The following is a 12,827-nucleotide window of genomic DNA, read 5'->3' on the forward strand; positions in this document are numbered from 1 at the left end:
CCTAAGTAAACTCTTTGGATATGATTTAGAGAAAATATCTTCAACTGAATTAATTTGAAATTAAAAAAATAAAACCAAGCAATTTTCTAGTTAGTAATTGCGATTGCTTCTATTTCAACTCTCACATCCTTTGGTAATCTAGCAACTTCAACACATGAACGAGCTGGAAAATTACCATCAAAAAATGAACTATAGACTTCATCAATTATCTTAAACTCAGCCATATCTTTGATGAAAATAGTTGTTTTTACTATTTTATTTAAGCTAGAGCCTGCTGCCTCTAAAACTGCCTTTAGATTTTGCATAACTTGAGTCGTTTGCTCCTTAATGCACTCTCCAGACATTGTTCCATCAGCTCTAAGACCTATTTGCCCAGAAGTATATACAAAGTTTCCCACTTTTATAGCTTGCTCATACGAACCTATAGCTTGTGGAGCATTAGTAGTATTTATTTTAATTTTTTCCATTAGACATCCCTCGCAAGTTTATAAGTTGGATCTAGTTCTTCAAAAACACAGTATGGACCTGCATTTTTAAGTATTTTTCGACAATCTTCACTTAGATGTTTAAGTGTAACCTTTTTACCTAAATATTTCTGCCAATAAAGTTCTCTTTATAATTTAACAATTTTATTTCCTAGTTTTTAGATCTTAATTTTTAAGCATTAAAGATACCACAAAAGAAATTTGTATTTAAGTAGAATTAAATTTCACCCAATTGGGTTCCATGAACAAAAAAATCATCTAAGCCAAATAAAGGTGCTTGCTAATGCTATAAAGCCGAGAAAAGCAGAACAAGTCTTATCAAATCTAGAGAAAATCCTTCTAAAATGCTTAATTTTAGAGAAAAAGTTCTCTATCAAATGTCTTTCCTTATAAATATGCCAGTCAACATTATGGCCTTTGGTATAGTTTTCTCTAGCAGGAATGACTGGTTTATTTTTATTTTCCTCAAGGAATTTTATATTTCCTTCAGAGAAATATGCCTTATCAGCAAGAATATAAGCATTTGTTATTCCTTCTAAGAGTTGTTTTGAGGGTACAATATCATGGACATTACCAGCAGTTATTATAAATCTAACGGGATTTCCTAAAGCATCTGTAAGAGTATGAATCTTTGTTGTTAAGCCACCCACACTTCTACCCAAAGCATTGATTTCATTACCATTTATCTCATAACCACTAGCACACGCATGTGCTTTAACAGATAGTGAATCTATCATGAACTGTTGTGAATCAATGTCTGAAACATAAGTCATTAGATTATTCCAAACACCTTTGTCAGCCCAGTATTTATAACGCTTATGGATGGCTCTACTATTACCATAATCCTTGTGAAGATATTTCCACTGAGCTCCTGTTTTTAAAATATAAAATACTGCTTCTATGAATCTTCTAAGCTTAACTACATCTTTTGTATGCAATCCTTTTTGAGCTGTTAGAAAAGTTAAAATAGTTGACCAATTTGTTTCTGATATGTAATATTCCATATATGTTAAGTATGTTTTTTTGTTTCACAAAACTATTTAAATATACTTAACTGCTTTATTCAATTTTTTTGTTCATGGAACCTGATCTAAATTGTATTTTTATATTTTTTCAAGCAAATAATCGACACGACAAACATAAAAATTAAAAGAGGGTAAACACTATTTAAAATATCAAAAAAACCTCCACCTTTTAATAGTATTTCTCGGACAATATTAAGGTAATGAGTCAATGGTAAGATATTTCCTACAACTTGAGCCCATTGTGGCATACCATCAAAAGGAAACATAAATCCAGATAATAATATCGATGGCAAGAAGAAGAAAAATGTCATTTGCATTGCTTGTAGCTGAGTATCAGCAATAGTTGAGAAAGTTATACCAACTAAAAGATTAGTAATAATAAAAGGAAATGTTGCAATAAGTAATAATAGAATACTACCTACAATAGTTATACCAAATATTACTTTAGCAAAAATAATAATCAATAATAGCTGAATATAGCCAACAACAATATATGGGGTTATCTTACCAAAGATAATTTCCAGAGAGGTTACAGGTGTTGCAAGCAAAGATTCCATAGTACCATACTCTTTCTCTCGAGTAATAGTTAAAGAAGTAACCATTACCATTGTCATCGTTAAGATTACTCCAGCTAAAGCTGGCACAATATTATTTTGAGTTTTACTTTCTGGATTGTATTTATTATGGATTATAAAATTAAAAAGCTGCTTTTGTTGATCTGAAGATCTGTCAGAAAAATAGCGACTATAAATACTCTTAACTTTATTAATAACATCTAAAGCTGCAGCATTTGAAGTTGCATTTGCACCATCAGCTATTATCAAAATATCTGGAGATTCGCCACGATAAACTTGCTTAGTGAAATTTGGAGGAATATCTATTATAAACTGTACCTTACCTTTACGCATTAAAGTTATAGCTTCATCTCTTGAGAGGTTTTGATATTTAATATTGAAATAATTAGTATTGTTGATTTTCTCTATTAAATAATTTGTTTGTAGAGTTCTATCGCCATTAACTAAGGCTGTATTCAAATGCTTTGGATTCATATTAATAGCAAAACCAAAAAGTATCAATTGAATCAAAGGTATGCCTATTACAAGACCAATAGTAACTTTATCCCTAAGCATATGGATAACTTCTTTAAGAAAAATCGCATAATATCTATTAATATCAAAATACTTCATGCAAAGTTATCCTGTTGGCTTTTCATTAGATATATAAAAGCATCCTCTAGTGAAGTCTCTATCTCTTGCCATTTAAATTGAGTATAATTTTTTTGTATATCTGACAGATCAGCATTTTTTTTAACACTTAGGTGAACACTACTACCAAACATCGATACTTGTTCAATTTTATTATTATGCTTTAATTCTAATACAAGTCTATAAACATTTTTACCTGAGATATTGTATGTTTTGATAGCACAACTATCAATTATGTCTTTTTGAGTACCACTTGAGAGTAATTTACCATAGGCAATATATGATAATTTATTGCATCTTTCTGCCTCATCCATATAATGAGTTGAAACTAAAGTCGTTATACCTCTACTAGACAGTGTCGAAATATAATCCCAAAACTCTCTACGCGCTTTTGGATCAACTCCTGCAGTCGGCTCGTCTAGAAGTAGTAATTTAGGATCATGAATTGTTGCCACACCTAAGGCTAACCTTTGTTTCCAACCACCAGAAAGTTCATAGGCTTTTTGATTTGCTCTAGCTTTGCCAATCTGCAAATTATCTATAGTCTTCTCAACCACTTCTTTAATATTTTTAATGCTATGTAATCTAGCAAAAATTTTTAGATTCTCTCTAACTGTTAGATCTGGATAAAGTGTAAATTTCTGTGTCATATAGCCGACCTGCTGTTTGATAATGCTAGCATGTGTACCAATATCATAACCAAGACAAGTACCTTCACCTTTAGTGATTGATAGTAGACCACACACCATTCTTATAGAGGTAGTTTTACCTGAGCCGTTAGGTCCTAGGAAGCCATAAATATCACCTTCTCTTACCTGCAATGAAATATTATCAACCACAGTTTTATCGCCATAGACCTTAGTCAAATTCTTAACATCTATTATAAATGGATTATCTTTATCATTAGTCATTACAATTTCACCTTAATAGGCTCCCCAATATAAATTGCAGAATTATTAGGTGAATACTCAACTCTAGCATGTACTTCAAAAGAAATCTCCGAGTCAGAATTTATTCCATATAACAATGGTGGTGTGTATTCAGCTTTTTGTGAAATATAGCTAACTTTAGCCTCTGAACTCTTGCCACTAGCAGTCTCAAAATTAATTTTCTCTCCAAGATGTATTTTTGATAGATCATCTTTTGATAAATAAAAAACAATATAAACATCTTTAGGATTTATAACTGTCATAACTGGACTATATGCTCTGACTTCTTCACCTTTATGATAAAAGATCTGATAAACATAGCCATCTTCTAGAGCCTTAACATCAGCTGAATTAATTTTTTGTTGCAAATACTCAGAATTACTGTTTATGAACATAGATATGAAATTAACTGCTGCACGCAAATCATCACGTGCAGGTAAATTATTTATAATTTGCATTACTTTAAGTGTTTCGACTTGGTTGTTTGCTTGAATATAGTTACTCTTTGCTTGTTCAAATTGTTTACGAGAAGTACTATCATCTTTTAACAATAGTTTTTGACGCTGATATTCTTTAGTCGCAACAGCTAAATTTGCTTTAGCACTAGATATATCAATAGCTGTCTTTTCTATATATGGCTGTCTTTTACCTTTTGACATATTCGCCACTACTGCCTCAGAAGCATGATATAAAAAATTATTTGACTTTAATAAAGTTTGATTCTTTGATGAATCGATTAAAAATAAAGCTTGACCCTTTTTAATAGGCTCTCCTTCGTTGACTTTTAAACTTAGAAGCCTACCACTTTCTTCTGCGGATATATACCTAATATCTGTATTAATATAACCAGGAATAATTTTAGGATGCGATCTAAAAATATAATAGGTTAACCCTAAGATAATAACTGCTACAATAGTTAATGTGGCTATAACCTTTAGTTTTATAAACATTTGTAATTTCAATATAACGATATATTAGAATTATAAGGCAAATAAACAACATAAATAAATAAAAAAATCTTGCTATTTAACCCTAAAATAGTAATTATAATCACTATTTTAAACTAACTTAACTTTTAAATGTTCAAAAGAATTACTGCTACTGCCCTTACTCTTTGTAGTATTAGTATAGCTACTGCTGATGTTATTAATATATACGCACATAGAGGATATAGACCTATTGCTCCAGAAAACACTCTACCTGCTTACACTGAAGCTATGCGTATTGGTGTAGATGTTATTGATATGGATGTAAATATGACCAAAGATAAAGTTTTGGTTGTAACACATGATTTGACACTAAATCCTGACCTGACAAAAGATGAGAAAGGTAACTGGATAACAGAAAAAACTCCAATTAAAGACCTCACTTTAGCACAGCTAAAAAAATATACTGTTGGTTACCTAAAACCAGGCTCTGCAACCGCAAAGATGTACCCTGATCATATTGGCATGGATAATGTTCATATACCAACACTAGAAGAAGTTATTAATTATGTTAAAGCAAATGTTGGTAGCAGAATTCGCCTACAAATAGAAATAAAAACTAATCCTTACGACCCTAAAGAAAGTTGGACAGCTCAAGAAATGGCTGAAGCGTTAAATAAAGTTTTAGTCAAAACTGGGATGACTGATAATGTTGAGGTCCAATCTTTTGAATGGCAAGCTTTGGTAGATCTACAAAAACTAAACCCAAAAGTTAAAACAGCATATCTAACAGATCGAACTACAGAACCAATGAATGCTGAACAAGCAAAACAAATGACTGACTACCAAAAATGGACAGCTCCTCTTGATCCTAAAGATTATAATTATAATTACCCACTGATGGTACATAAACTAGGTGGCACCTTCTGGGAGCCTTATGAAAAAGACTTAACAAAAAAAGACCTTGATGAAGCTCATAAATTAGGTGTCAAAGTTGTAACATGGGGATGGACTGAAGCTGAAGGAACTGACTTTAACTATAAAATTGCCAATAAATTAATTGATTGGAAAGTTGATGGTATTATAACTGATAGACCTGATATTCTAAGAGGACTAGAAGCCGCAAAAGGATTAGATTTACCACCTGCATATCCGAATGTACCATTTCCTAAAAATATTAAAAAAATTCTCAAAAAAATCTCTTGTTTGAAAGCTTAATTTATATTGCTCAACACCAAAAATTAAACTAAACTACCCTACTAATAGTCTTTAACCTTAATTACTTTTAATTATGAATTTCCTTAAACCTGCAAAAGCTCTACCCTTATTGGCAAAAGAGCAAATCCAAAAAGCTTATCCTCAGTGGCGTTTAAGAATGTTTTTAGTAGCTTATATCGGCTACTTTACCTACTATTTTGGGCGCAGTAGCTTTGATGTCTCGAAGCAATATATTACAACTCTAACTCCTGATGAGTTAGGATTAATAGGTGCAGGCCTTGGTATTGCCTATGGTATAAGTAAGTTTCTAATGGGAAATATCTCTGATAGAAGTAATGCAAAAGTATTTCTAGCAATTGGTTTATTTATAACCGGTCTTATCAATTTACTTCTACCAAGCTTACTATCACTAGGTGTGCTTGTAATGTTTATAGCTATGCTTATAAATGGTTGGGTTCAAGGTATGGGTTGGCCTGCTTGTGCACGCATTATGACACACTGGTTTTGTGCCAATGAGCGTGGTACTAAAATGGGTATCTGGAATACTGCTCATAATGTTGGTGCAGGGTTTCTAGCTATTGCTGTTGTGCCTATTGGATTATTACTATTTCATGATGACTGGCATGGTCTTTTTTATGTTGCTGGGGCAATGTGTATTTTTGTATCAATATTAGTATTAATATTTGGTGCAGATACCCCTCAATCAGTTGGTCTACCAGCGATAGAAGTATATAAAGGTTATACCACTACTGAAGCTCACCATGAACAAGAATTTTCGGCTAAAGAAATCTTTTTTAAGTATGTTCTAAACAATAAGTGGGTTTGGCTAATTGCTATGGCTAATGCTTTTGTTTATTGTGCTAGATATGGTCTTCTTAGCTGGTCGACTTATTATCTTGTTAATGTAAAGCATATGTCTACTACTACGGGACTTTTAGGCTTTGCTCTATTTGAGTTACCAGCAATACCAGGAACTATCATTATCGGTTGGATCACAGATAAGTTCTTCGGCAGTCGTAGAGCACCGATGGGTGTTATTTGTATGCTTTTATTTATTTGCGCTTTATTTGTATACTGGTATAGTGATACAGCTTGGGTACTTTTACTTTCGTTATCTGCTATGGGAGTACTTATATATGGTCCTGTAGCTTTGATAGGAATACTCGCCTTAGATCTTGTACCGAAAAAAGCTGGCGGTACAGCAGCTGGCTTTACAGGGTTATTTGGCTATTTCTTAGGTACAGTGGGAGCACAAGCGGTGATTGGTATCATCGCGACAATGTTGGGTTGGAATGCTGTATTTATATTCTTATTAGGCTCTTGTATAATCGCTACAACACTTTTAGCTATTTGCTGGAATCTTAGCTATAATCAAGTTTCTGAGAATTAAATACTAGAACAGTGATGTCTACAAAATTACTCAAATCACTATTATTTTTTATATTAGCAATCTCTATAGCATATCCACTAAACTCAATAGAATTAAATCAACTATTAGACAACTCTATTAAACGCAATAATCTTCAGTCAGCTCTAGTTGCAGTTAAGATTATTGATTCTCAAAGTAACGCTGTAATTTTGTCAAGAAATGCTAACAAAAACTTCGCACCTGCTAGCAATACTAAATTACTAACTGGGGTTGCAGGATTATTGTTTCTTAGCAAAGATTTTAGGTTTCAAACTAAAATATATTATGACAAGATTAACAATCATAGCATTAATAACCTCTATATTGAGTTTTCAGGCGATCCAAGTTTCACTCGCGAAAACTTACATACGCTCTTAATAAACTTACAAAAAAACGATATAAATAATATAAAAAATATCTACTTTGTAAATCGTTACTTTGAAGGTCGCGATACACCAATTAATCAAAGTAATACTAGCTCTATATTTGGTTATGGTGCTCCAAGCTCAATATATAACCTAAATGAAAATGCGATAACTTTACAACTCACACCTAATTCAAATACTTTCAAAGTAAGCCAAACTGTTGGTGAGAAATTTAATTTTATCAATAAACTTTTTATAGCTAGCCCAGAGCAGTTAAAAACCTGCCAGTTTAACTCCTATTATAGAGATAATATGCTGGTACTTAGTGGCTGCTTGCCTTCAAATAGTTATACTTTTAGTTTCGCTATCGAAGATCCACAACGATTTATGCAACAAGCTATCTTAGCACAACTAGCACAACTTAAAATCTCATTAACTAATAAGATAAAAACTACTAATAAACTACCAAACAATCTAATACTCTTAGCAAAGCATAAATCAGCAGATTTAACCAAGCTTTTGAAGCATATGCTTGTAACATCAGATAATCTCTATGCTCAAACAATCACAAGAACCATCGGCTACTATCATAATCAAGTTGGGAGTATTGTATCTGGTAAAAATGCTATTATTGAAATAATAAAAACCAAGCTTAAAGTTGATACTGATAGCATTCAAATCGAAGATGGTGCCGGAATGTCAGAGAATGATTTATTATCTGCTGATTTTATTAGTAGCCTATTGCAAAAAATGTCACAGCACGACAACTTTGAGGTTTTTAAAAGTCTACTGCCAATATATGGAGAAACTGGCACGCTTAAAAACCGCTCAAGTAAATTATTAAAAGGTAAAGTTTTTGCCAAAACTGGTACTGGGACGACTGCAGTCACTCTTTCTGGCTATCTCTATGCTAATAATAAACAATATATCTTTTCAATACTGATTAATAACCTCAAAAACTCACAAAAATCAAGCGCTGTTGCTTTAGAGAGAGATTTGCTTGAGAGTATCTGCTAATATTGCAATATGACAATTTAATAAGCTCTCAAATGTCTAAAAATATTTTAATTACTGGCGCTAATGGTGGTATTGGCTCTGCTATAGCTATAGCTGCGGCAAAGGTCGGATATAATATTGGTCTTCATTATCATACTAATAGTGAAAATATTGATAAAATAAAAAAACAAATTGCTAAGTGTCCAATTAAAATTTCAACTTATCATACTGATATAGCAAATGAAAATGATATTAAAAAAATGTATCATGATTTTATCACAAATCATGGCTGTTTATATGCTCTTATCAATAATGCTAGTACAATTTTTCCTAGTTCAAGATTAGAAGATATTTCATTTGAAAGGTTAGAAAAAATTTTTGCTGTAAATGCAATTGGTAATATCTTATGTGCTAAACATGCTATCAAATACCTATCGAAAAATCACAGAGGCAATGGTGGTAAAATTATCAATATCTCATCTGCAGCATCACGACTAGGAGCAGCAAATGAATATATTGACTATGCCTGTACTAAGGGAGCTATTGACACTCTTACAAAAGGTTTAGCTGCTGAGTTAGCTGATGATGGAATTTTAGTAAATTGTATCCGTCCTGGATTTATATATACAGATATTCATAAACTATCAGGTGATCCTAACAGAATTGATAGACTTAAAGATAAAATTCCTCTTAAGCGTGGTGGATACCTAAAAGAAGTTGCTAGTGCTGTGGTATGGCTGCTGTCAGAGGATGCAAATTATTGCACTGGAACTTTTATAGATATTGCTGGTGGTAAGTAAAATAAAAATATTCTTTATAGATTAACAATAATTATTAATGCTAACTTATAAAAAATATTTATCCACTAAATAATTATTTACTATTTGACTAAGATTTTTTGTTTAAATACAATCACTTATAGGCTTTAATTTTATTTTAAAGATAAAATTGGGCTAATTTAGCAAATATATGAGATATCTCATATTAAAGTCTTAACATAATATCAAGGGAGCCATAATGCTAAAAAATTGTAACTGCTTTAGGAATGTCTGGAATACTATTAGCTTCTAACAGCACTGTTGCAGAAGATGCTACACAAGCACAGACTGATATAGAGTCTTTTAACTACCTAAAAACCAAGTCTGATGGTTTCATAAACTATACTGATGGTAGTCTGGATAAATTACCACAAGCTTTGGCAGAAAAAGCTAGCATGCTTAACTTAAATATCCCAGAAATGACAGTATTAGTTGGTGGTGGGCGCTAAATGTAAACTGCAATAATTCTCAAGAAGTTGTATTCACTACTACTCCAGGTCAGCTTAATAATAGCTTCTTTGTGAACTTGTTAGATATGTCTACAGTATGGAAAAAGTCTGCTAATAATGATGCTCAAATACATCGTCATAGATAGAAAAACTGGTAAGCAAAAGTGGACAGCATCACCAGTGGATCTAATTTTTGGTTCAAACTCAGAGCTTAAAGCAGTAGCTCAATTTTATGCTGAAAATGGTAATGAGCAGAAATTTATCAATGATTTCGTAAAAGCTTGGCATAAAGTTATGATGCTTGGCAAATTTGTCGTGCAACAATAACTCTGCTAAAAACTTCTAAAATATTTATTAGTGATAAATCTATTGCATCTGTAACCATTTAATCTAATATGTAACTATATAAACACCAATCTATTAGGTTTTATATGGCTATAAATTTATATCATCAAAATGATTATCTAAGACAAAATAATACTATTTCTAAAAAAGAGAATTTCTCAGCTTTTCGAAGAGATTATGCTCGCGTTATACATTCTTCTTCTTTTCGTAGGTTACAGGCAAAAACACAAATCTTTCCAAATTTTGAAAATGACTTCTTTAGAAATAGACTAACCCATTCACTTGAGGTTGCACAAATAGCTAAATCTATAGCAGTCAAACTTAATGCTGAACGTGAGCTTAACCTTGATTATGATCTAATCGAAACAGCTGCGCTTTGTCATGATATTGGTCATCCCCCTTTTGGTCATAACGGTGAAGTTGCTTTGAACAAAAAAATGCGTAAATTTGGTGGTTTTGAGAGCAATGCACAAACTCTAAGATTGATATCACATACCGCAAAGAAAGATATTGATCAAAAGCAAACTTTTGGTTTAAATTTGACTTATCGAACTCTTGCAGCAACAATAAAGTATGATCACCTTATTCCACCTATTAGTGATTTAGGTAAGCTTACAAAAGGCTACTATAGCGAAGAAGCACACCTAGTAGCGGATATCAAGCATAAACTCCTCGAACCCTATGGCATAACTACTATAAATGCTGAATTTAAAACTATTGAATGTTATATAATGGATGTAGCTGATGATATTGCCTACTCTACTTATGATGTTGAAGATGCTCTTAAAGGTGGTTTTATTGATCCACTCTCTATGGCTAGTATTGATGATAAACTTGTTAAGAAAGTCTTCAACGCAATGCCACATGACTTAGAGATTACTGAGAATGAAATTAAGAATATTCTAAAAGATATTTTCTCAGATTATATAGATTTTGCTGCTGATAGTAGAGATATTTATAGAATTTCTAAAAACATCGCCAATAATAGCCTATTACGGACAAAACTAACATCTAAGTTAGTTAATAGTTGTATCCAAAATATTGAGCTAGAGCTTAATCAGCACATCCCGATTCTCTCAAGAGTTTATCTGAATAACCAAGTCAGAAAACAAGTTGAAGTTCTCAAAAAATATATATTATTTAAGATAATAAAATCACCAAAGTTAAATGTTCTTAGATATCGTGGTAGAGAGATAATTTCAGAAATTTTTGATATTCTAATTAAATCAACTCCTGATGAGAGCTTACTACCTGATGATATCAGTATGATATTTTATAACACGCTTAGTCCTCAAGGCAAAGCTAGAATAATCAGCGACTATATATCTTCTATGACTGATAGATATATAATCGAACTTTATAATCAATTTAAATCTGACCCTTCAACAATGATTTTTAAGCCTTTTTCATAAACCAACTAGCCGCTGCTATTCCAATAAAAGAAACTGCCCCAGCAAATACGATTAAGTACACTGGTACCAATAGGCTACTAGTTGCTGTAATAAGAGATATTGTCAATACTGGAACCCCTGCAGAAAATACTAAATAACCCAAGTTATAAGCTATACCATAACCACGACATCTATATTCTAATCTAAAGAAATTTGCAATAATCACATTATAAGTTGGCGCAAAGAAGCCCATAATTATAGATAGAATAATGAAACAAGCAAAAACATCAGTTCCTGCAATCATATTTTTATAAAATAATGGCACTATAGCAATTGTTATAAGTATTAGCAAAGCCATCATCTTAGGCTTAGATACATAATCACTGATAAAGCCGCCAATCAAACAACTAACTGCCATAACAATTGAACCTGTTAAAAGTAAATCAGAGACATCAAAATCAGAAACAATATACATTTGATGATATGCCGGTAAAAACATATATAATTGTGTCGTAAGCATAGCAATACAAGCAACTAAGGCTATACTAATAGTTAATTTTATAATAAATATATAATTATGAGAGCGTTGTTTATCTAATGCTTCAACAACTCTAGGGATATCGATAATATTTTTTCTTAAGAAAAATAATAGAAATGTAAAACAAGCACCTATGAAAAATCCAATACGCCAACCATAATCTTGTATAAAGCTTTGACTAGTAAAATGATTTAAAATAAACAACACTAATGATGTCATCATAATACCAATACTTAGACAACAAAATACCATACTCGTCACTAAGCCTTGCCGTTGAGGATAGTTCTCAATTATATAAACAACTGAAACAGGTATTTCAGCACCAACTGCCAATGACTGTATACAACGCAAGCCAACAAACAATATAGTTGCTAATACTCCAATAGTTTCAATAGTAGGTAACAGAGCTAAAGCTAAGGTAGAGAAAAATAGCAAGATCATATTCAATCTTAAAATAAACGCCCTACCTTTCTTATCAGCAAGATAGCCAAATCCCCAAGCACCAAGTGGACGTACAAGGTAGCCAACAATATAGACCAAGAAAACTAATAAAGTATTACTAATAGAACTACTTTTATCAAAAAATTTACTTCCAATAGACACAGCAAATATAGAATATATTGCCAGATCATAGTATTCAAAAGCTGCTCCTAAACTTGAAAATAACAACCTATTATAATTTTTCATTAATTAACAAAATTTAAAGATTTTTTTTATATATTAGTAAAA

General features: G+C 31.8%; 11 protein-coding genes and 1 pseudogene. 6 read left to right on the plus strand and 6 right to left on the minus strand.

The window, feature by feature from the left end; translation table 11 throughout:
- Positions 1 to 86: 86 nt before the first annotated feature.
- The 5 genes from CGC45_RS06040 to CGC45_RS06065 all read right to left on the minus strand — a co-directional run bounded on the left by CGC45_RS06040 (position 87) and on the right by CGC45_RS06065 (position 4,594).
- The gene (locus tag CGC45_RS06040; RefSeq protein WP_071629431.1) at positions 87 to 467 is read right to left on the minus strand and encodes a RidA family protein; all 381 of its coding nucleotides are present in this window, start codon (positions 465 to 467) and stop codon (positions 87 to 89) included.
- A 272-nt stretch (positions 468 to 739) separates the two neighbouring features.
- Positions 740 to 1,489, minus strand: a complete 750-nt coding sequence (locus CGC45_RS06050; protein WP_114702098.1) for an IS5 family transposase — start codon at positions 1,487 to 1,489, stop codon at positions 740 to 742.
- An 86-nt stretch (positions 1,490 to 1,575) separates the two neighbouring features.
- Positions 1,576 to 2,697 (minus strand): ABC transporter permease, encoded by a 1,122-nt coding sequence (locus CGC45_RS06055; RefSeq protein ID WP_071629433.1) that lies wholly within the window; start codon positions 2,695 to 2,697, stop codon positions 1,576 to 1,578.
- The gene (locus tag CGC45_RS06060; RefSeq protein WP_071629434.1) at positions 2,694 to 3,626 is read right to left on the minus strand and encodes an ABC transporter ATP-binding protein; all 933 of its coding nucleotides are present in this window, start codon (positions 3,624 to 3,626) and stop codon (positions 2,694 to 2,696) included. The genes CGC45_RS06055 and CGC45_RS06060 overlap by 4 nt, the downstream gene beginning before the upstream one ends.
- Complete coding sequence (locus tag CGC45_RS06065) at positions 3,626 to 4,594, minus strand: HlyD family secretion protein (RefSeq protein ID WP_071629435.1); 969 nt, start codon at positions 4,592 to 4,594, stop codon at positions 3,626 to 3,628. Before CGC45_RS06065 ends, CGC45_RS06060 begins: the two co-directional genes overlap by 1 nt.
- A gap of 129 nt (positions 4,595 to 4,723) precedes the next feature.
- On the opposite strand from CGC45_RS06065, the gene CGC45_RS06070 reads away from it, so the two are divergent.
- The 6 genes and pseudogenes from CGC45_RS06070 to dgt all read left to right on the plus strand — a co-directional run bounded on the left by CGC45_RS06070 (position 4,724) and on the right by dgt (position 11,581).
- On the plus strand, positions 4,724 to 5,788 hold the full coding sequence (locus CGC45_RS06070; protein ID WP_071629436.1) for a glycerophosphodiester phosphodiesterase: 1,065 nt from the start codon (positions 4,724 to 4,726) through the stop codon (positions 5,786 to 5,788).
- Positions 5,789 to 5,861: 73 nt separating this feature from the next.
- Positions 5,862 to 7,178: an MFS transporter gene (locus CGC45_RS06075; RefSeq protein ID WP_071629437.1), complete on the plus strand. Its 1,317-nt coding sequence runs from the start codon at positions 5,862 to 5,864 to the stop codon at positions 7,176 to 7,178.
- 14 nt (positions 7,179 to 7,192) lie between these two features.
- On the plus strand, positions 7,193 to 8,578 hold the full coding sequence (gene dacB / locus CGC45_RS06080; protein ID WP_071629438.1) for a D-alanyl-D-alanine carboxypeptidase/D-alanyl-D-alanine endopeptidase: 1,386 nt from the start codon (positions 7,193 to 7,195) through the stop codon (positions 8,576 to 8,578).
- Positions 8,572 to 9,357: an SDR family oxidoreductase gene (locus CGC45_RS06085; protein WP_114702099.1), complete on the plus strand. Its 786-nt coding sequence runs from the start codon at positions 8,572 to 8,574 to the stop codon at positions 9,355 to 9,357. Before dacB ends, CGC45_RS06085 begins: the two co-directional genes overlap by 7 nt.
- A gap of 287 nt (positions 9,358 to 9,644) precedes the next feature.
- Positions 9,645 to 10,151 (plus strand): annotated as a pseudogene (locus CGC45_RS06090) (peroxidase family protein); the annotation flags it as partial.
- A gap of 104 nt (positions 10,152 to 10,255) precedes the next feature.
- Entirely contained in the window at positions 10,256 to 11,581 is a 1,326-nt protein-coding gene (gene dgt, locus CGC45_RS06095) for a dGTP triphosphohydrolase (protein ID WP_071629440.1), read from the plus strand.
- Here dgt and CGC45_RS06100 read toward each other — a convergent pair.
- Complete coding sequence (locus tag CGC45_RS06100; protein WP_071629441.1) at positions 11,565 to 12,785, minus strand: MFS transporter; 1,221 nt, start codon at positions 12,783 to 12,785, stop codon at positions 11,565 to 11,567. The two genes, dgt and CGC45_RS06100, sit on opposite strands and share 17 nt — an antisense overlap.
- Positions 12,786 to 12,827: the final 42 nt, after the last annotated feature.

The sequence above is a fragment of the Francisella opportunistica genome (assembly GCF_003347135.1).
GTDB lineage: Bacteria > Pseudomonadota > Gammaproteobacteria > Francisellales > Francisellaceae > Francisella > Francisella opportunistica.